Raw genomic sequence first — 18,468 nt, forward strand, 5'->3', positions numbered from 1 at the left:
ATATTGACCGACAGCCTCCCGCGGACTCTGGAACTTCGGGCTTTGGGACTTCACAATCCTCGACCAATAACGGTCATCGATTTACGGCTTGGCGCCAACGGTGATGACGTCCGAAATGATCCGGGTCCAGGCCGGCCGCCGCACACGGTGTTGCTCGGAAACGGTGAACCCGGCGCTCTCGAACAACGCCCGCACTTCGGCGGCCGAAGCATGGTGGGCGGGTTTCCACCCGAGTGCCCTGGGGCCCTGCAAGACAGGCTGGCGCGCGCTTAACGCCGCGACCGCCACCAGCCCGCCGGGAGCGAGCACGCGCGAGAATTCCTGTAACGCCGCTTCCTGGTGGAAAAAATGGAACGCCGAGGTGGTCACGATTGCGTCGAGCGCCCCGTCGGCGAAGGGCAGCCGCTCGGCCGGGCTGCGCACCCACTGCACCCGGGCCGATCTGGCGCGCGCCACGGCGAGCATCCCGTCCGACATGTCCACGCCGTAGATTTCCTCGGGGTGTAGCTCGCGATCGATCCGGTCGGCAAGAATGCCTGTGCCACAGCCGACATCGGCGATCTTGCGCGATCGGTGGGCGCGCAATTGCGCGATTACCTCGTCGTGCGCCGGACGGTAAACCCAGTGCTGCAGCAAGGAAAAGTCGTAGACCGGGGCCGCGAAACTCCAAAACCGGGTGACAGCGCTGTTGAGGCTGCGCCGCTGAGGTGCTGCCTTCATTTCCCGGTGAGCGTAACAGCGCAGTCGCTAGTGTGAGCCACCAGCCCACGCTTCGCGCTCACTTTTAGCTGAGCCACCACCCTAGAATCGTTGCCTCGCGGGGATCGCCGCAAGACCCCGGTTGCTGACGGGACGACGCAAAGGCGCGCCCGATAGCAGCGGCAGGTGACGCTCACACCCAGTACGGCACCCGGGCGCGGTACTGGCGCATCGCGAACGCTGCCAGCGTCCAACCGAGACAGGTCAGCGCGACGACGACCACCCAGTGCCGCGGCTCCTGCTGGGCGCCCAGCAGCGGTGCCCGCACGATGTCGAGGTAGTGCAGCAGGGGGTTGAGTTCGACGATCTTCGACCAGCGTCCCGCGCCTTGCTGGCGCAGTGTCTCGTCGCTCCAGATGATCGGTGTCATGAAAAACAACAACTGCACCACGGAAAACAGCAGTGGGCCGATGTCGCGGTAGCGGGTTGCCAAGATGCCGAAGCATAGCGACACCCAAACGGCGTTGAGGACGATCAGCGCCAGCGCCGGTATTACCGACAAGTCGGCCCACGACCATGGCTTGGGGTAGATGACCGCGATCACCAGGTAGATGACGATGTTGTGGGCGAACAAAATCATCTGGCGCCACACCAGCCGGTAAACATGCACCGAGAGCGGCGTCGGCAATTGTTTGATCAGTCCCTCGTTGGCGACGAACACCTCGGCACCTTCCAGGATGGCGGCGTTGATCAGGTTCCAGACAATCAGGCCGAGCGTGACGTACGGCAGGTGCGCCGAGAGCTCAAGGTGGAAAAGCTTGGAGTACAGGCCGCCCATCGCCACGGCGGTGGTGCCGGTGGCTATGGTGATCCAGAACGGTCCCAGCACCGAGCGGCGGTACCGCTGTTTGATGTCCTGCCACCCGAGGTGCAGCCACAATTCGTGGCGGTGATAGCCCTCGACCAGGTCCCGCCAGGCACGGCTGAGCGTCTTCGACGTCGAGGCGGCATCGTCGCCGGCGAGGGTCATCTGCGCCGCTCCTCCTCATCGCTTCGCTCTGCATCGTCGCCGGCGGGGGTCATCTGCGCCGCTCCTCCTCATCGCTTCGTTCTGCATCGTCGCCGGCGGGGGTCATCTGCGCCGCTCCTCCTCATCGCTTCGTTCTGCATCGTCGCCGGCGGGGGTCATTTGCGCCGCTCCTGCTGGCATCCGAATTTCTCGCGGCGCCCCAGACGCCGCAGCCGAAACCACTCCAGCAAGCCCTTGGGATCGCGCCGCGTCACCAAAAAGAACCAGCCGAACCGCAGCCACTCCTGCACCAGCAGCTTGCGCAGTCCCGGCTGGGACAGCAGGTAACCGCGGTTACGGTAGGTGAAGTATCGCTTGGTGGGGTCCTCCGGGTACTGGGTGTGCATCCGGCCGGCCAGGATCGGCTTGAACTCGCCGGACCCGCAGGGATGCAGGTAGATGGCGTCAAGGCAGGTTCCGAACGCAAGACCGGAGCGAACCAGCCGACGGTGCATTTCCACTTCGTCGCCACGAACGAAAAGCCGCAGGTCGGGAACGCCGATCGCCTCGATAGCGGACGCCCGAAACAGGGCGCCGTTGAACAGTGACGCGATCCGCGGCAGCAAGTCCTGGCCGGGTGCGGTGCGCAGTTGGCTGACCTGCCGTCGCCACGCCAGGCCGCGGCGCAACGGGAAGGCGAGCCATGCCGGATCGTCGATGTCACACACCATCGGCGACACCTCGGCCAGGCCATGCTCTGCCGCGCATGCCAGCAACCTTGCCAGCATATCCGCGTCCTGCGGACGCCCGTCGTCGTCGGCCAGCCACACCCAATCGGCGCCATATGCTAGAGCATGCAACATGCCCAAAGCGAAACCTCCTGCGCCACCGAGATTTCGACGTGACCCCAGGTAGGTCGCCGGGATTGGCTGGCCGGCCACCAGATCTCGGACGCGATCGTCATGCGCGTTATCGACCACGATCAGATGGTCGGGGCGCCGGGTCTGGGCGGTCAGCGCGCCCAGCGACTTCACCAGCTCGTCGGTCCGGCGATAGGTGACCACGACGGCGCATACCGACTCAGTCATCCGCGCAAGCTTTGTACGCGAGCGGCTGCTCGGCGTTGGTTTCGGCGATCACCTCGCGCACATGCCGGGCGGCGTCCTCGCCTTCGTAAGCGCGCACCACGTCCTCGATGCCACCGGTGAGCCTGATCCTGCCGTGGTCGATCCACATCGCGGTCTTGCACAACCGGGCCAGGAACTCGTTGGAATGGCTGGCGAACACCAGGATTCCCGAACGCTCCACCAGGCGCTGCAGCCGGGGCCGGGCCTTTTTCATGAAGTCGGCGTCCACGGCGCCGATGCCCTCGTCGAGCAGCAGGATCTCGGGGTCGATACTGGTGACCACGCCCAGCGCCAGGCGCACCCGCATACCGGTGGAATAGGTGCGCAGCGGCATCGATAGGTGATCACCCAGCTCGGTGAACTCGGCGATCTCGTCGACCTTGGCCTGCATCTGTTTGCGGGTCTGCCCGAGGAACAGACCGCGGATGATGATGTTCTCATAGCCGGAGATCTCCGGATCCATACCGATCCCGAGATCGAAGATCGGCGCTACCCTGCCGATCACCGTCGCCGAGCCGCGCGTTGGCTCGTAGATACCCGAAAGTAGGCGCAGCAGCGTCGATTTCCCCGCCCCGTTATGTCCCACGAGGCCGACGCGATCGCCCAAACTCAGCGACATGGTGATATCGCGCAGCGCTTCGATGATCATGACGTTGGAGCTGTTACGTCCGATCGGGCTACCGGCTTTGCCGAGAAAGGCCTTCTTCAGCGACCGGGACTTGGCATCGAAGATGGGGAACTCGACCCACGCGTTGCGGGTTTCGATGCGAGGCCCAGATACCAGCACCGTTGTCGGCTCACAGGTATTGGCCGGTGCCGTGGCCGCCGGACTGGCCGGGTTTCACCCCGGGTGGCAGCGCACCCTGGCGCATCTTTTCCAGTTGCGCACGGGCGGCCATCTGCTGGGCGAACAGCGCCGTTTGGATTCCGTGGAACAATCCTTCTAACCAGCCGACCAGCTGGGCCTGCGCGATCCGCAACTCCGCGTCCGACGGGGCGGCGTCCTCGCTGAACGGCAGGGTCAGCCGGTCCAGCTCCTCGCGCAGCTCCGGCGCCAGCCCATCTTCGAGCTCGCGGATGCTGGTGGCGTGGATCTCACGGAGCCGGTGACGGCTGGCCTCGTCCAGGGGCGCGGCCCGCACTTCCTCGAGCAACTGCTTGATCATGGTGCCGATACGCATCACCTTGGCGGGCTGCTCGACCAAATCGGTCAGCGAATGGTCGTCGTCGTCAGTCTCGTCCTTGCCCGCCACCAGACGCGGGTCAACCCCGATGACCTCAATGTTGTCGTCGCCGGTACTCAACGCAGTCACCATCCTTTACGCATGTTCTAGCACTTTGCGCTGGCGTTATGTCCTCGCCATTCGTAGATCCGGGCCTCACCGTTGTCGTAGATCTCAGCCCACGACTTCGACTTCTCTAGCGACACTAGTCCGTCGGGGATCACGAACCCCCGCACCGTGGGCGTGCTGATCAGGACGTAGCGGATGTTGAGCACCTGCACCGCCTCGATGACGCGCCGATCGTGGTCGGCTTTGTTGGCGTAAGCCCAGAAGATGAAGCGGTGATAGCCCGGGCCCTGCTGCACCGGATAGTCATAATGCGTCCACAACGGATGCAGGCCGGCCACCGCATACATCCACGCGGTCCCGTCGGTGTTGGCGTTGCCGATCAGTGTGTGCCGGGCGCAGGGCAGGCTGGCCAGGTAGGCCATGGCCTCCAGGTCTTTTCGGTCAATTATCACCGAGTCATATTTGTCGCCGAACAAAAACCGGTGCCGCGGAAAGTAGTGCCACCCGCAAGCCAGGGTCGCCACCACCAGCAGTAGCGCGGTGGCCGCGTCCCACGCCGGGGCGGGCAATGGCCGTGCCGGCACCCGATTGGCGAGCCGTCTTATGACCGTCAGCAGGGCCTGGACCGCCACAACCAGCCCGATGCCGGCCATCGGTGTCAGCAGCAACGTCGTCGCCGCCGCCAATCGGCGCGGATCCTTGTAGAAAAACTCACCAAACGCCCCGGCTAGCGCGCCGACCGGACCGCCCAGCGGTGTTCCCGAGTCGACGTTCACCACGATCAGCAAGAGCCACACCGCCAGCGGCCACCAGATCCTCTTGATGAGCAGGACCATCCCGCCGATGGCCGCCAGCGCGATCAGCGCGTACTGCACCGGGAAGTCGTTGAGGTGCCGAGAGTGCTGGAACACGGCGTCGAACAAGCCGCGCTTTTTGCTCAGATACGTCAGGTAGGAGTGCCCGGCGATGATCTCTTCCTGGCGTTTCACGCTGCGGAATTGCGGTAACAGCGCCAGCGCGCTCGGCGCCAGGACGCCGAGCAGCGCCATCCCGTCGGCAAACCGGCCACGCACCGGCTGCCACAGGGCATCCAGCAGCCACCACGCCGCCAGCAGCAGCATCACGACGACCCCACCGCTGATGTGCACCGAAAACAGGCCCACCAGTGCCAGCGCCGCCATCGGGATGCGGTCACGGTGCCGCAGTGTGGAGGTGATCAGGGCAAAAGTCGGCGCGGCGATCCCGTCGGCCACCATGTTCGGCATGGCGGCGGTGTCGAACTCGACGTAGGGGACGGCGGTGAACGACGCCGCCAGCGCCGCCGCGGTGGCCGCGGCCAGGGTGGCCACATGGGGGCCGTCGGAGCGCAGCATGCACCAGGTGAGGATGGCAGCGCTGGCCGGGAACAGCCAGATCGCCGCCGCCAGCGAGCTAAGGGTGTACGCGGTGGTCGGCGCCGCGCCGGTCAGCCGGGCCAGCACCGCGACCAGGGCGTGAAATGTCGACGGGTAGTACAACGACGCGTGGGTTTCGACGTTGCGCAGCTCACCCATGTGGGTTGGCGAGGCCTGACCGGTGTCGAGGATGAAGCGGACGGTGTTGGCGTGCCAGACCGCGTCCCAGGTGCTGGGGATGGATTGCCAGTACGGGATACCGCGAAGCGCCGCATAGCCGATCAACAGCGCGCCGAGCACCACTCCGGCGGCCACCGTCAGCGCGGGCCGGCCGCCGAAGGCCCGGTCATCGCCTTCGGCGTCGCGATAGCGGGCCAATAGCACCCGCAAACCGGAAGCGAGTGCCGCGACCACAGCCAGCGTCATCAACGCTGTCCAAGCGCTCCAAGGGATTCCGAGCGCGCCGAACGGAACAATGGCCAGCGCCACCGTCCCGTAGGTCAGTGGTGGGCCAACCGCGGCGGCGACCGGCCACGTTAGCTGCGCGCGACGCGCGACCAGCGCCCCGGGTGCTATCAGCAAAAACAATGCGATTAGCACTCCGCTCGCTAGGCCCACGCGACTAGTATGGCTGGCCGGGTGACCTGGCTCGGGACGGCGGGGACGCATCCGGGCGCCCGCTACCGTGGTGGCTTTGCGGAGTAGCGGAAACTCTAAGGTGGCTGGCATGGCTTACGACGTCGCCCGGGTGCGCGGTCTTCACCCGTCGCTGGGTGACGGGTGGGTGCACTTTGACGCGCCGGCGGGAATGCTGATCCCGGAGTCGGTGGCGACCACCGTATCGACGGCCTTTCGCAGATCGCTTCCGAGCATCGGGAGCGCGCACCCGGCGGCAAAGCGCAGCGCAGCCATGCTCGACGCGGCACGCGAGGCGGTGGCCGACCTGCTTAACGCCGATCCGCGCGGGGTGGTGCTGGGCGCCGATCGGACGGTTTTGCTGACCTCGCTGGCCGATGCGTCATCCTCGCGGGCCGGGCTGGGCTACGAGGTGATCGTCACCCGGCTAGACGACGAAGCGAATATCGCCCCCTGGCTGCGGGCGGCCCACCGCCACGGCGCCCGGGTGAAATGGGCCGAGGTCGACATCGAAACCGGTGAGCTGCCCGGCTGGCAATGGGAGAGCCTGATCGGCCAGGCGACGAGGCTGGTCGCCGTCACCTCGGCGTCGGGCACCCTGGGCACGGTCACCGATCTACGGGCGGTGACCAAGCTGGTCCATGACATCGGTGGCCTGGTGGTGGTTGACCATTCCGCGGCCGCGCCGTACCGGCTGATGGATATACACGAGACCGACGCGGACGTGGTGGCGTTAAACGCTGTGGGGTGGGGCGGTCCGCCTATCGGGGCGTTGGTGTTTCGTGACCCGGCGCTGATCGACTCGTTCGGTTCGGTCTCGACCGATCCGCACGCCCGCGGGCCGGCGCGTTTGGAGCTTGGCGTCCATCAGTTCGCTTTGCTCGCCGGCGTGGTCGCCAGCATCGAGTATCTGGCCGCACTCGACGAGTCCGCTCGCGGCAGCCGACGCGAAAGGCTGTCCGTCTCGATGCAGTCCGCCGCTTCCTACATGAGCCGGGTCTTCGACTACCTGATGATGTCGCTGCGGTCGTTGCCGCTGGTGATGGTGATCGGCCGGCCTGAGGCGCGAATCCCGGTGGTCAGTTTCGCTGTCCACGAGGTGCCGGCCGAGCGGGTGGTGCAGCGGCTGGCGGACAACGGGATTCTGGCGATTTGCAACTCGAGTTCCCGGGTGCTTGACGTGATCGGCGTCAACGACGTCGGCGGGGCGGTCACCGTGGGGTTGGCCCAGTACTCGACGACAGCCGAGGTCGACCAGCTGGTGCGCGCATTGGCGTCGTTCGGGTAGGCGTGTCGAGCTTCATCACCGCCCGCTGGCCTCAACCGTCAGAACCACTTTGCCGCTGACCCGCCCCGACGTCAGTAGTCGATGCGCGTCGGCGGCCTGCTGAATGGGCATCCGCGCACCGATGACGGGGCGGACCCGCCCGTCGGCGATCATCGGCCAGACCGATCGCACCACCGCGTCGACGATGACGGCTTTGCCGTGGGGGCCGGTAGGCGGTCGGCCCCGCAGGGCGGTGCCGATCACGCGCACGCGTTTGCTGATCAGCTTGCCGAGGTTGAGCTCGGCCCGCGCCCCGCCCTGCAGGCCGATGACGATCAGCTGGCCGTCGTCGGCCAGGGCGTCGATGTTGCGGTCCAGATAGGCAGCGCCCACGATGTCCAGGATCACGTCGGCGCCCGCGCCGTCGGTCGCTTCCCGCAGCCGTGTGACGAAGTCCTCGTCGTGGTAGGCGATGGCGATCGCGGCGCCTAGCTCGCGGCACAGTTGAAGCTTGACGGGCGACCCGGCGGTGACCGCGACCCGGGCGCCCAGCGCGCGGGCGACCTGGATGGCGTGACTGCCCACGCCGCTGGCACCGCCATGGATCAAGACCAGCTGGCCGGCGCTCAAGTGAGCGGTCAGCACCAGGTTCGACCACACGGTGCAGGCCACCTCCGGCAGCCCGGCGGCCTCCAGCAGGTCGACGCCGCCGGGAATCGGCATCACCTGGCCGGCGGGAACGGCGACGTACTCGGCGTATCCCCCGCCGGCGAGCAATGCGCAGACTTCTTGGCCGACAGACCATTCGGTGACACCGGCAGCGACGGCGGCGATGACGCCGGATACTTCTAGCCCGAGGATTTCACTGGCCCCCGGCGGCGGTGGATAACGGCCCGCGGCCTGTAGCAGGTCTGCCCGGTTGACACCGGCGGCGCTGACTTTGATCAGCACCTCCCCCGCGCCCGGCGTCGCATCCGGCACTTCCTGCCATACCAGTTGCCCGGCGGGTTCGATGACGATGGCGCGCATGCCGAACACCCTAGTGCGTTGCGGATTTCGGCTATCCGCATCGGTGCTGCGCCGCCTAACATTACGTCATGGGCGGCCCGCTCACCGGCCGGACAGGCAAGGAGCTGCCCGGACTGGATATCGCCGAACAGCGGTCGTGGCAGAACTTCTTAGACACCACGCTGCGGTTGCCTGCGATGCTGAACCGCCGGCTGGCCGATGCGCACCGGTTGTCGCTGGCGGATGTGCGGGTGCTGGAAATATTGGACGGCTCGCCCACCGGGAGCGCCCGGATGGGGGACCTGGCGGACGCGCTGCCCGCGCTGCCGAGCCGTCTAACCAGGCAAATCCGCCGGCTGGAAACGGATGGGTTGGTGCGGCGCGGGACAAGCCCGGACGACGCGCGTGGTGTGGTGGCCACCATCACCGACGAGGGCCGGGCGGTGGCCGAACGTGCCATGGTGACCTACGCCGAAGGCGTGCGGACGTATTTTGTGGGGCGGCTGTCGCGCTCGCAACTCGCCGCGATAGCGGAGAGTTGCCGGCGGATCAACGCCGGGCTGAAACCAAACCGCGGATCAGCGAAGTCCGGCCGGAGGTGAGCTCCCCGGCCCCGGTCGCCTTCGAGCGTCCCCGCGGCCCGCATCGTCGCCGAGCGCAGCGCCGTTACGCTGGTCGGCGGTGGCGTGGCAGAGCGGCCTAATGCACTCGCCTTGAAAGCGAGAGACGGCTAACACCGTCCGGGGGTTCAAATCCCTCCGCCACCGCCAGCCACCTGTGCCACCCGGACGCGGGCCGTCTGGCACTCGGTCGTCGCCAGCCGTGTTTCGCCTGGGGCAGCGGCCCGGTCTTTACCCGCGGGTCTCCCGCGGGATCACGGCGGTGATGGTGTCCATCAGGGCGGTGTAGCGGTCGGCCGCGGGATCCCTGCCGGGTTTGCCGCTGCTGACCAGCCCGGCCGCAAGACCACGCTCGGGGTCGGCCCAGATGGCGATGTTCACCAAGCCGAGATGGCCGAACGCGGCCGGCGCGTTACGGCCGAACGGCCCGAATCTGGTGGACCCCAGCATGAACCCGGTACCCCAGCGCAGCGGCATCAACCCCGTCGCGACGTCGGGCCGCAGCCGCCGGCACTGCCGCACCGCGTTACGCAGCGTTTCCGCTCGCATGATGCGCACGCCGTCGAGTTCACCACCGCAACGCCAAATTTCAGCAAACCGCGACAGTTCGTTGGCGTTGGAAACAGTGTTCGACGACGGGATCACACTGGTGAGAAACAGCGGCTCGTTGGTGTACGGAATGACCTCGTGAACAGTGCCGCCGATGGCCTTGCGGAAAACCGCGGCAATCGGGCCGGGCAGCGGCTTTCCGGTGGCGTGACTCGGCGCGACCAATGGGACATCTTGGGCCGCAACGCCGTAGTTCGTCCAGCGGAATCCCAGCGGGTCGAGGACCTCGGCGGCGAGGATGTCACGAATGTTCTTGCCGGTGGCGGCCGAAACGATCTCCCGTGTCAACGGTCCCCAGGTCAGCGCGTGGTACATGTGGATCAGCCCCGGCGGGTAGAGGGGCCGGAGCTCACCGAGTTTTCGGCGCGCGTATTCGCTGTCGTCCACCCGGGTGACGTTGGGCTTACGCCGGGGAGCAAGCGGCACCCCGGCGCTGTGGGTCATGACGTGGCGGATCGTGGTGCGCTCCTTGCCATGGCCGGTATACCCGGGCAGATACTCGCAGACGCGATCGTCGAGTGAGAAGTAGCCGCGTTCGACGAGCATATGGACCACGGTCGCGGTGATCGCTTTGGCCGCTGAGTACACACAAAACGGCGTGTCCGTCGTCACCGGAACCTTTTCGGCGTCGGGTGGGTCGCTCGGGGCGTTGCCCCAGGCGTGACCGATTGCCCGGTTGAGCACCACCCGGCCGTGATGTCGCAGGCACAACTGGATCGCCGGGTGCATTCCGGCCCGGTACCAGTGGCGCACGGCCTGCCAGATCCGCTCGACGGCCGCGGCGCCAAGGCCCGAGTGGTCTTCCTCACCGATTGCCGTGACGGCGTCGAGGTCGGCCGGGACGCGGATTCTGCCTAAACGAACATCTGGGGCGGTCACGTCCGTCAGCGTACGTGCGTCTTCGTGGACGTGCGTGTACCCCGCGTCTACTCCCCGGTGAACCGAGGCTCGCGCTTGCCCAGCGCCGCGCTGATCCCCTCGGTGAGGTCTTTGGACGGCAAAAAGGCCGCGTTCCAGGCGGCGACGTAGCGCAGGCTTTCCGACACCCGTGACATCCGTTGCTGGTCAAGCACGTCCTTGATTCCCCGGACCGTCAGCGGCGGGTTGGCGGCGATCTCGGCGGCGGTAGTGTGGGCGGCGGACAAGGTGGCCCCGGCGTCGGCGAAGACGTCGTTGACCAGGCCGATCTTTTCGGCGCGGCCGGCGTCGATGTCCTTGCCGGTTAGCGCGAGCTCGCGCAGGTGCCCGTCGGACAGGATCAGCGGCAGCCGCGCGAGGCTGCCCATGTCCGCGACGATCGCGAGCTTGACCTCGCGCACGGAGAACTTGGCGTTAGCGCTGGCGTAGCGGATATCGGTCGCGGAAATCAGGTCGACGCCGCCACCGACGCACCAGCCGTGCACCGCGGCGATGGTGGGGGTCCGGCAGTCGGCGACGGCGGTGATGGCCTGCTGCATGCGCAGCACCTCGGCGTGGAAGTCGGCGCGTGGCCGGGCCCCCGCGTCGCCGGCTAGCAGCGGGGCGAGCACTGGGCCCATCGCCGGTAAGTCCAGGCCGTAACTGAAGTTGTGACCCGACCCGGTGATGACAATGGCCCGCACGTCGCGGTCGGCGTCTAGTTCCGCGAACAGCCCGGGCAGCTCCGCCCAGAACGCCGGGCCCATCGCGTTGCCCTTGCCCGGTCCGACCAACGTCACCCGAGCAACGTGGTCATTGGTCTCGACGGTGACGGATTCGTACGAGTGGCCCATATGCCTATACAACCGTAGTCTGACGGAATGACTTCTGATGTGCAGCCCGGCTCCTATCCGGCGCCGACCGACGACCTCGCGAGCGCCGAAGACTCCCTGCGCGTCTTGCAGCAGGTCCTGCGCTCGATCTCGCGGGCGGATTTGTCGAAGCAGACGCCCTGCCCGGCGTTCGACGTCGCGGGCCTGACCGACCATCTGCTGAACGTGATCACCATGATCGGCGGTGCGGTGGGCGAGCAATTCCCGCCGCGGGACCAGAGTGCCTCGATCGAGCGCCAGGTGATCACCATGGCCCAGCCGGCGATAACCGCCTGGCAGCGCCACGGGCTGGACGGCATGGTGGCGCTGGGCGCCAATGAGGCGCCCGCCGCGGCGGCCGTTGGCATCCTGTCAATCGAATTCCTGGTGCACGCGTGGGATTACGCGGCGGCGACCGGACGTGACCTCGACGTGCCGGAGCCGTTGGCCGAGTACGTGCTCGGGACTGCCCGAAAGATCATCACGCCGCACAGCCGAAAGGCGGCGGGGTTCGCCGATCCTGTTGCCGTCGCCGATGACGCCAGCGCGATCGCTCGCTTGATCGCGTTCACCGGGCGTAACCCCGCACGGTAACGGGCCGCCGCGCCGATCCGCTGCTTCAGATGGTGGCTCTGCTCCGCGAGCGGATGGGGTTCTCATCGTGAGCCGCTGCTCGAGCCGCCGCCCCGATGCTGGCGGCCATGCGCGATCCAGCTGCGGGCGAAGCCCAAAAAGACGTCGTTTTCCTCGGGGGCCCCGATGGTGACCCGCACCCCGTCGGGCGGGAACGGGCGCACCACGATGCCGGCATCCGCGGCCCGATCGACGAAGTCCCCGGTGAGCTCGCCCAGTGGCAGCCACACGAAGTTGGCCTGCGACGGCGCCACCGGGTAGCCGGCATCGCACAGGCCGGCGCTGACCCGCAGCCGCTCGGCGACCACGCCGTCGGTGCGGGCCAGCAACTCGTCGGCGGCCTGCAGTGAGGCGATCGCCGCGGCTTGTGAGATGCTCGTCTTGCTGAACGGGACATCGACCTTGCCCAGCGCCGTGATCACCGAGGGGTGGGCGATCGCGTAGCCCACCCGCAAACCGGCCAGCCCATAAGCTTTCGAAAATGTCCGCAGGACAACAACATTGCTGCGTGTTCGAGCCAGCTCCAGGCTGTCGGGAGCCAACCCGTCGCGCACGTATTCGATATAGGCCTCGTCGATGGCGATCAGGATGCGCGCCGGCACGGCCTCGATGAAGCGGGTCAGGGCGGCGGGCTCGACAACGGTAGATGTCGGGTTGTTCGGGTTGCAGACGAAGATCAGCCGGGTGCGCTCGGTGATCGCGGCGAGCATGGAGTCCAGGTCGAAGGTGTGGTCGGTCAGCGGCACGCGGATGGCGGTAGCACCGGCGACCCGGGCCTGCAATGGATAGATCTCAAAGCTGCGCCACCCGAAGAGCACCTGCTCACCCACGGAGGCGGTGATCTGGATGAGCTGCTGGCACAGGCTGGCCGAACCGCAGCCGACGGCGATGTGCTCGGGGGTAAAGCCCCCACCGTGGCACCGGTTCAAGTGCGTGGCGAGGGCCGCCCTGAGCTCGGCGCAACTGGCGTCCGGGTAGCGGTTGATGGTATCGGTGGCCTGTTCGATGGCCGCCCGGACACTGGGCAGCGGGCCGAACACGGTCTCGTTGCTGGCCAGCTTGATGGCGCCGGGCACGGTCTTGCCCGGGACGTAAACCGGCAGCCCGGCCAGCTCGGGGCGCAGGCGCACGGTCACGCCGACAGCATAGGTCGGGCCGGTCTGCGCTGCGCCTCCGGTGCCCGCGGGCTCCCCACCTGGCCCGCCACGGCCTGTTGTTCGGGCGGCTGCCCGGCCCGCGTCATCCGCCCGGGAGGTTCGGGTACTCTCAGAACGTCCGAGGAGGCGTGCCAGAGCGGCCGAATGGGACTCACTGCTAATGAGTTGTCCTCTTTACCGGGGACCGGAGGTTCAAATCCTCTCGCCTCCGCCGTGACAACTGAACACGTGCGCCCGTAGCTCAACGGATAGAGCATCTGACTACGGATCAGAAGGTTGGGGGTTCGAATCCCTTCGGGCGCGCCCCTCCCCCGGGCATTTCTGGTGCGCAGCCACAACGCTGAGGGTGCCGACCATTGGGCAGGTCAGGGCGTCGCTGAGGCCCTCCGACGATACCGATTGGTTTGCGACACCGTCACGGATGCATACCCATCGGTGGATCACCTAACACAAAAGTCACTTAGGCAACTATCGTCACATCAGTTAATGGCTGACGTCGCCGTGACGTCCTGGTTTTCCCGGAAAGGTGTGATGTGGCGCCGGTTCCCCGAATCGTCTCGCTAACGGTGGCGCCGGCGGCCGCGATCGGATTCATCGCCGCGGTGGGTCTGGCTCCCCCGGTGACAGCCCTGCCCTGCACCGCTCCCGAAGCGAACGTCGACCCGCCTGCGGCGACCCCGGTAACGCCCGCCCCGGCGCCGGTCGTCCGGCCACCGAGCGGTCGCAGGCCGCGTGGCGCGAACGAGAACGCGCCGTTGCCCAGGCTCGGTCCGCTGATATCTGCCTTGCTGCATCCGGGTACTCGATACGCCGCGCCGGTGCAACAGCAAGCGGCGATCATCCCGCCCCCGCCCACCCCGCCCGGTGCGGGCAACCAAGCACCCCCGGATGCTGCCCAGTTAAGCCCGAACGCCGCTCAGCCGTCGCCGGAACCCCCCGCCTCGATCGCCGGCGCACCGACTTCGTTGGTTGAGTGGGTGACGGGGCCCAACAGCCCGAACAAAACCCTCGAGCGTTTCGGCATTTCCGGTACCGACCTCGGAATCCTTTGGGATAACGGCGATCCCGTCAACCGCCAGGTGCTCATGGCCTTCGGCGACACGTTCGGCTATTGCCGAGTTCACGGCCAGCAGTGGCGATACAACACGCTGTTTCGCAGCGGCGACCGTAATCTCTCCGATGGGATCAGCGTGGGCCCCGGCGTGCCATTCAACAAATACTCCGGCTCGCCGGTACGGCAAGTGAACTTTTCCAAGCAGATCCTTCCCGGCATCAAGTGGGCGCCGACCCAGGAGGGCATGATTCCGACCGCCGGCATCTCCGTCGGGCGGACTCAATACATCAACTTCATGTCCATCAAGCGGTGGGGCCGTGATGGCGAATGGGCAACGAACTATTCGGCGATCGCGATGTCTCCCGACAATGGCCAGAACTGGGGGATCTACCCGGGGACCGTTCGCACGCCTTCGCCAGACAGTGTTCCGGGCGTTCGGTACGTGCCGGGCAACGAGAATTTCCAGATGGGCGCATTCATGCGGCCAGGTGACGGTTACGTCTACTCGTTTGGGACCCCGGCCGGGCGCGGCGGCTCGGCCTATCTGGCGCGAGTACCGCAGAACTTTGTGCCGGATCTCACCAAATACCAGTACTGGAACGGCGAGAGCAACACCTGGGTCCCGAACAATCCGGGTGCGGCCACGCCGGTCATCCCGGGCCCGGTGGGCGAAATGTCTGCGCAATACAACAACTATCTCAAGCAATACCTGGTGCTCTACACCAACGGCGCCAACGACGTCGTGGCCAGAACTGCGCCGGCACCGCAAGGGCCATGGAGTCCGGAGCAATTGCTCGTTTCCTCATTCCAGATGCCTGGCGGCATCTACGCACCGATGATCCATCCCTGGTCATCGGGCAAAGACCTGTATTTCAACCTGTCGCTGTGGTCGGCATACGACGTGATGCTGATGCACACCGAACTGCCATAGCCACGGCGCAGAAGGCCCGAAGTCGGGTTCCCGAAATCGATCACGCCCGCCGTTGTATAAGCTCCAGGGCCTGCTCGAACAGCCGTACCGTGGCCGCGTGCAGTTGCTCACCCACTTCCTTTTCGGCCTTACCCGCGCAGGCCCGCGCTAGCGTCCCTTCGATGACGATGCCCAGCTTGAAACAGGCCAGCACGGTGTACCAGGTGATGTGCGACAGATCGCGGGTGGTGTTGCGGGCATAGCGCTCGACCAGCTCGTCGGTGCTGGGCAAGCCGTCAAACGAGGTGAGGGCGTGCTCGAAGACAGCGGACCCGTCTTGTTGCCGCCAGGTGGCCAGCAACCAGCCCAGATCCAGCAGCGGGTCGCCGATGGTGGACATCTCCCAGTCGACGATGGCCACCACGTCGGGTCCGGTGCGGGAGAACATCACGTTGGCGGCGTGGTAGTCGCCGTGCAGTATGCCCGGCGCCCACGATGACGGCCGGTGTTGCTCGAGCCACTTCGCGACGTCATCGACGCCGGGGATGTCCGGTCCGGGATAGTTCTCGAACTCCCGATAGGACTCCAACTCCGAAAGCCAGCGCGGCACTTGGCGTTCCAGAAACCCCTCGGGTTTGCCGAAGTCGGCGAGCCCGACAGCGACGTAGTCGACGGCGCCCAGCTTCGCCAGCGCGTCGGCCATCGACAGCCCCATCTGGTAGCGCACGGCCGGATCACTCGCGTGCAGCGGCGGGAGTTCTTCGCCGGCGTTGAACCCGTCGACCGGCTCCATCAGGTAAAACACCGCGTCACCGAGCACCGCGGGGTCGTCGCAGACGGCGATCAGATGCGGATGCGGCACGTCGGTGCCGGCCAGCGCCGCCAATACCCGCGTCTCCCGCAGGATCACCACATTGCTGCGCGGACGCAGGTGCCGCGGTCCGCGGCGCAGCACGTATTCGCGCCCGGACCTGGTGAACCGCAACATGATGTTCTGCGTCCCGCCGCTGATCTCGCGAACATCTTCAAGCGGCCCCGCACCCAGACCCTGCCGGGACATCCATTCCGCTATCGCTTTCAGGTCCACGTGCCAGAACCTACCCTGGGTGTTTAGCGTCACCGGCGACATCGCATCGTCCTGCTAACCGAGGAACCATAATGCCGCGCACCGACAACGATTCCTGGGACATCACCGAGAGCGTGGGAGCCACCGCGCTGGGGGTAGCCGCGGCGCGTGCCGCGGAAACCGAAAGCGAGAACCCCATCATCCGCGACCCGTTCGCCCGGGTGTTTGTGGACGCGGCGGGAACAGGGCTGTGGACCGTGATGGCGAATCCCGCACTGGCGGCCCGACTGGTCGACAACGAGCCGGATCTACGGGCGCGGATGCGCGTGATGATCGACTTCATGGCCGTGCGCACCGCGTTTCTCGACGAGTTCTTCCACAGCGCCGCCGACGCCGGCGTGCGCCAAATAGTGATACTGGCGGCCGGCTTGGACGCGCGGGCGTGGCGGCTGCCCTGGCTCGCCGGGACCACGGTGTATGAGCTGGACCAGCCCAAAGTGCTGGAGTTCAAGTCCGCCACTTTGCAGCGGCATGGCGCGCGCCCGAAGGCAAACCTGGTGAGTGTTCCGGTCGATCTGCGTCAGGACTGGCCGAAGGCGCTGCGGAAAGCCGGTTTTGACGCAGCGCACCCAACCGCGTGGTCGGCTGAGGGGCTGCTCCGCTACCTGTCGGTGGCCGCCCAGGACCTGTTGATCGGGCGCGTCCACGAGCTGAGCGCTGCCGGCTCCTGGTTTGCCGCCAACGCGCCCGGTGAGGGCTTCCTCGACCCCGATCGGGTGACACGCCAGCGTGCGGAGATGAAGCGCCTGCGGTCCGCGGCCGCGCGGTTGCTCGACACCGAGATACCCGACTTCGAGGAACTGTGGTATGCCCAAGAGCGCACCGACGTTGCGGACTGGCTGCGCGGCCGCGGCTGGGACGCGTCGACGGTGACCCTTGCGGAGTTGCTGAGTCGCTATGGGCGCCGCATCCCAGACACGGACGTAATCCCGCCAACCGTTTTCATCTCCGCCCGGCGCCGTGGCGGCTGAAGGCTCCGTGGTCGGTAGCGTCGAACGCTGTGGTCGAGCGACCTGCCCGGGTCGGCGATGTGCATGAGATCGCCGCGTCGATGCCGCACACGACGCGGGTAGAAGGCCCCAAGGGCAACCCGATCTATCAGGTGGGTGGCAAGTCTTTCGTGTTCTTCCGGACTCCGCAACCTGACGCGACCGACCCGGTCACCGGCGAACGCTATACCGACGTGATCATGTTGTGGGTGGAATCGGAAAGCGACAAGCTGGCCCTTGTCCAGGATCCGGGCTCGCCGTTTTTCACCACCAGCCATTTCGACGGACACCCCTCGGTACTGGTGCGGGCTAATCGATTGGGGGAATTCAGCAGAACCGAACTCGCCGAGGTGATCCAGGACGCCTGGTTAGCGCGGGCGTCGAAGAGGCGCGCCGCCGCCTGGCTCGCTTCTCGTCATCCATAGCGCAGGTGGGCGGGCCGGTTGGACAATCGGCGCTCTTTGCCGGGGGCCAAGACGCTGCGGGTCTGGTGTATACGCGCGCCATGCTTGCGTGAACCCCCATGCCGGAGCCAGCAATTTCCGCCCGAATGCAACCACCTTTTCAACTTTCCCGGCCAGTATCCATTGCGGGAATTTGTCGCGCTATGTTTGGAAATTCCCCAGCCGGGGTACGGTTAAGTTCCCTGGGGATTTCGCCGATACAAATGGAGGTCACGATGCGGCACCGGGCGCGGGCCGGCGAACTCGTTGGCGTGGTTGTTCTGGTGTGGTTGCTGATCGGTGGTACTGGCGGCGTGGCAGCGTGGCTACTTCAAAGGCGGGGACATTAGCTGCGCCACCGCCGGAAACATCGCGGTAACCGTGATTGCCGGACCGTTGAACTACGCGGGACTCAACCCGAAAGTGAATTGTCATTTGCCGCAACCTAGTTCGATGAAAGCATTCGACATCGAACACCGCATTGGAATGGAGTCGTCATGATCGTGCTCGGAGTCATCTTGCTCATCCTCGGTTTTGTCTTCAGCATCCACCTGCTATGGGTGTTGGGCACCATCCTGCTGGTGACCGGTGCGGTGCTCTGGATCTTGGGCAGTGTCGGCCGGCCGGTTGCCGGCAGGCGCTATCGGTACTGAGCGCCCGCAGCACTGGTAGGCGCCCATCAATCCGCTGGGCGCGCTAACCGTGCCCGTCACCACCCGCATAACG

Annotated in this window: 18 protein-coding genes, 3 tRNA genes and 1 pseudogene; 11 read left to right on the forward strand and 11 right to left on the reverse strand. The window is 66.4% G+C overall.

Annotated features, from left to right (window positions below):
* Window positions 1-81 precede the first annotated feature (81 nt).
* The 6 genes from MSM1_RS07285 to MSM1_RS07310 form a co-directional block, all read right to left on the reverse strand.
* On the reverse strand, window positions 82-720 hold the full coding sequence (locus tag MSM1_RS07285) for a class I SAM-dependent methyltransferase (protein ID WP_213440852.1): 639 nt from the start codon (window positions 718-720) through the stop codon (window positions 82-84).
* A gap of 172 nt (window positions 721-892) precedes the next feature.
* Window positions 893-1,729 carry an ABC transporter permease gene (locus MSM1_RS07290; RefSeq protein WP_213440853.1) on the reverse strand — a complete coding sequence of 279 codons (837 nt, stop codon included), beginning with the start codon at window positions 1,727-1,729 and terminating at the stop codon, window positions 893-895.
* Window positions 1,730-1,884: 155 nt separating this feature from the next.
* Window positions 1,885-2,796, reverse strand: coding sequence for a glycosyltransferase (locus tag MSM1_RS07295; RefSeq protein ID WP_213440854.1), 912 nt, complete (start codon window positions 2,794-2,796; stop codon window positions 1,885-1,887).
* Window positions 2,789-3,619, reverse strand: a complete 831-nt coding sequence (locus MSM1_RS07300) for an ABC transporter ATP-binding protein (RefSeq protein WP_213441546.1) — start codon at window positions 3,617-3,619, stop codon at window positions 2,789-2,791. The genes MSM1_RS07295 and MSM1_RS07300 overlap by 8 nt, the downstream gene beginning before the upstream one ends.
* 13 nt (window positions 3,620-3,632) lie before the next feature.
* On the reverse strand, window positions 3,633-4,151 hold the full coding sequence (locus MSM1_RS07305; RefSeq protein WP_213440855.1) for a bacterial proteasome activator family protein: 519 nt from the start codon (window positions 4,149-4,151) through the stop codon (window positions 3,633-3,635).
* Window positions 4,152-4,165: 14 nt separating this feature from the next.
* Entirely contained in the window at window positions 4,166-6,139 is a 1,974-nt protein-coding gene (locus MSM1_RS07310; protein ID WP_213440856.1) for a DUF6541 family protein, read from the reverse strand.
* A 109-nt stretch (window positions 6,140-6,248) separates the two neighbouring features.
* Between MSM1_RS07310 and MSM1_RS07315 the strand changes: the two genes are divergently transcribed.
* The gene (locus MSM1_RS07315; RefSeq protein ID WP_213440857.1) at window positions 6,249-7,445 is read left to right on the forward strand and encodes a cysteine desulfurase-like protein; all 1,197 of its coding nucleotides are present in this window, start codon (window positions 6,249-6,251) and stop codon (window positions 7,443-7,445) included.
* A 15-nt stretch (window positions 7,446-7,460) separates the two neighbouring features.
* Here the strand turns inward: MSM1_RS07315 and MSM1_RS07320 are convergent, their stop codons facing one another.
* Window positions 7,461-8,453: an NAD(P)H-quinone oxidoreductase gene (locus MSM1_RS07320; protein ID WP_213440858.1), complete on the reverse strand. Its 993-nt coding sequence runs from the start codon at window positions 8,451-8,453 to the stop codon at window positions 7,461-7,463.
* Window positions 8,454-8,521: 68 nt separating this feature from the next.
* Here MSM1_RS07320 and MSM1_RS07325 point away from each other — a divergent pair, with 68 nt between their 5' ends.
* Together MSM1_RS07325 and MSM1_RS07330 are read left to right on the forward strand one after the other, a co-directional pair.
* On the forward strand, window positions 8,522-9,034 hold the full coding sequence (locus MSM1_RS07325) for a MarR family winged helix-turn-helix transcriptional regulator (protein ID WP_213440859.1): 513 nt from the start codon (window positions 8,522-8,524) through the stop codon (window positions 9,032-9,034).
* Between the two features lie 78 nt (window positions 9,035-9,112).
* Window positions 9,113-9,202 (forward strand) — tRNA-Ser (locus MSM1_RS07330).
* A gap of 81 nt (window positions 9,203-9,283) precedes the next feature.
* Here MSM1_RS07330 and lipE read toward each other — a convergent pair.
* Window positions 9,284-10,540, reverse strand: a complete 1,257-nt coding sequence (lipE, locus tag MSM1_RS07335) for a lipase LipE (protein ID WP_213440860.1) — start codon at window positions 10,538-10,540, stop codon at window positions 9,284-9,286.
* Between the two features lie 47 nt (window positions 10,541-10,587).
* Window positions 10,588-11,412 carry a crotonase/enoyl-CoA hydratase family protein gene (locus MSM1_RS07340; RefSeq protein ID WP_213440861.1) on the reverse strand — a complete coding sequence of 275 codons (825 nt, stop codon included), beginning with the start codon at window positions 11,410-11,412 and terminating at the stop codon, window positions 10,588-10,590.
* 27 nt (window positions 11,413-11,439) lie between these two features.
* Here MSM1_RS07340 and MSM1_RS07345 point away from each other — a divergent pair, with 27 nt between their 5' ends.
* Window positions 11,440-12,024 carry a TIGR03086 family metal-binding protein gene (locus MSM1_RS07345; protein ID WP_213440862.1) on the forward strand — a complete coding sequence of 195 codons (585 nt, stop codon included), beginning with the start codon at window positions 11,440-11,442 and terminating at the stop codon, window positions 12,022-12,024.
* 62 nt (window positions 12,025-12,086) lie between these two features.
* Here MSM1_RS07345 and hisC read toward each other — a convergent pair whose 3' ends face one another.
* Complete coding sequence (gene hisC / locus MSM1_RS07350; protein WP_213440863.1) at window positions 12,087-13,199, reverse strand: histidinol-phosphate transaminase; 1,113 nt, start codon at window positions 13,197-13,199, stop codon at window positions 12,087-12,089.
* Window positions 13,200-13,342: 143 nt separating this feature from the next.
* Here hisC and MSM1_RS07355 point away from each other — a divergent pair.
* From MSM1_RS07355 to MSM1_RS07365, 3 genes are all read left to right on the forward strand, one after another.
* A tRNA-Ser gene (locus tag MSM1_RS07355) sits at window positions 13,343-13,431 on the forward strand.
* A gap of 19 nt (window positions 13,432-13,450) precedes the next feature.
* A tRNA-Arg gene (locus tag MSM1_RS07360) sits at window positions 13,451-13,523 on the forward strand.
* A gap of 230 nt (window positions 13,524-13,753) precedes the next feature.
* Window positions 13,754-15,205 carry a DUF4185 domain-containing protein gene (locus MSM1_RS07365; protein ID WP_213440864.1) on the forward strand — a complete coding sequence of 484 codons (1,452 nt, stop codon included), beginning with the start codon at window positions 13,754-13,756 and terminating at the stop codon, window positions 15,203-15,205.
* Window positions 15,206-15,245: 40 nt separating this feature from the next.
* Here MSM1_RS07365 and MSM1_RS07370 read toward each other — a convergent pair whose 3' ends face one another.
* Window positions 15,246-16,244, reverse strand: coding sequence for a phosphotransferase family protein (locus MSM1_RS07370; RefSeq protein WP_213441548.1), 999 nt, complete (start codon window positions 16,242-16,244; stop codon window positions 15,246-15,248).
* 98 nt (window positions 16,245-16,342) lie between these two features.
* On the opposite strand from MSM1_RS07370, the gene MSM1_RS07375 reads away from it, so the two are divergent.
* The 4 genes and pseudogenes from MSM1_RS07375 (at window position 16,343) to MSM1_RS07390 (ending at window position 18,395) form a co-directional block, all read left to right on the forward strand.
* Entirely contained in the window at window positions 16,343-17,281 is a 939-nt protein-coding gene (locus MSM1_RS07375) for a class I SAM-dependent methyltransferase (RefSeq protein ID WP_213440865.1), read from the forward strand.
* A gap of 29 nt (window positions 17,282-17,310) precedes the next feature.
* Window positions 17,311-17,724: an MmcQ/YjbR family DNA-binding protein gene (locus MSM1_RS07380; protein WP_213440866.1), complete on the forward strand. Its 414-nt coding sequence runs from the start codon at window positions 17,311-17,313 to the stop codon at window positions 17,722-17,724.
* A gap of 242 nt (window positions 17,725-17,966) precedes the next feature.
* Window positions 17,967-18,243, forward strand: a pseudogene (locus tag MSM1_RS07385) (hypothetical protein).
* Window positions 18,240-18,395: a DUF6131 family protein gene (locus MSM1_RS07390; RefSeq protein ID WP_213440867.1), complete on the forward strand. Its 156-nt coding sequence runs from the start codon at window positions 18,240-18,242 to the stop codon at window positions 18,393-18,395. The pseudogene MSM1_RS07385 and the gene MSM1_RS07390 overlap by 4 nt, the downstream one beginning before the upstream one ends.
* Window positions 18,396-18,468 lie beyond the last annotated feature (73 nt).

Source organism: Mycobacterium sp. SM1, assembly GCF_018361265.1.
Lineage (GTDB): Bacteria > Actinomycetota > Actinomycetes > Mycobacteriales > Mycobacteriaceae > Mycobacterium.

Coding starts and splice junctions, on each gene's coding strand:
- MSM1_RS07305 (WP_213440855.1), bottom strand. CDS start 4,151: ATGGTGACTGCGTTGAGTACCGGCGACGACAACATTGAGGTCATCGGG.
- MSM1_RS07345 (WP_213440862.1), top strand. CDS start 11,440: ATGACTTCTGATGTGCAGCCCGGCTCCTATCCGGCGCCGACCGACGAC.
- MSM1_RS07295 (WP_213440854.1), bottom strand. CDS start 2,796: ATGACTGAGTCGGTATGCGCCGTCGTGGTCACCTATCGCCGGACCGAC.
- MSM1_RS07315 (WP_213440857.1), top strand. CDS start 6,249: ATGGCTTACGACGTCGCCCGGGTGCGCGGTCTTCACCCGTCGCTGGGT.
- MSM1_RS07325 (WP_213440859.1), top strand. CDS start 8,522: ATGGGCGGCCCGCTCACCGGCCGGACAGGCAAGGAGCTGCCCGGACTG.
- MSM1_RS07340 (WP_213440861.1), bottom strand. CDS start 11,412: ATGGGCCACTCGTACGAATCCGTCACCGTCGAGACCAATGACCACGTT.
- MSM1_RS07285 (WP_213440852.1), bottom strand. CDS start 720: ATGAAGGCAGCACCTCAGCGGCGCAGCCTCAACAGCGCTGTCACCCGG.
- MSM1_RS07370 (WP_213441548.1), bottom strand. CDS start 16,244: ATGTCCCGGCAGGGTCTGGGTGCGGGGCCGCTTGAAGATGTTCGCGAG.
- MSM1_RS07390 (WP_213440867.1), top strand. CDS start 18,240: ATGATCGTGCTCGGAGTCATCTTGCTCATCCTCGGTTTTGTCTTCAGC.
- MSM1_RS07320 (WP_213440858.1), bottom strand. CDS start 8,453: ATGCGCGCCATCGTCATCGAACCCGCCGGGCAACTGGTATGGCAGGAA.
- MSM1_RS07290 (WP_213440853.1), bottom strand. CDS start 1,729: ATGACCCTCGCCGGCGACGATGCCGCCTCGACGTCGAAGACGCTCAGC.
- MSM1_RS07375 (WP_213440865.1), top strand. CDS start 16,343: ATGCCGCGCACCGACAACGATTCCTGGGACATCACCGAGAGCGTGGGA.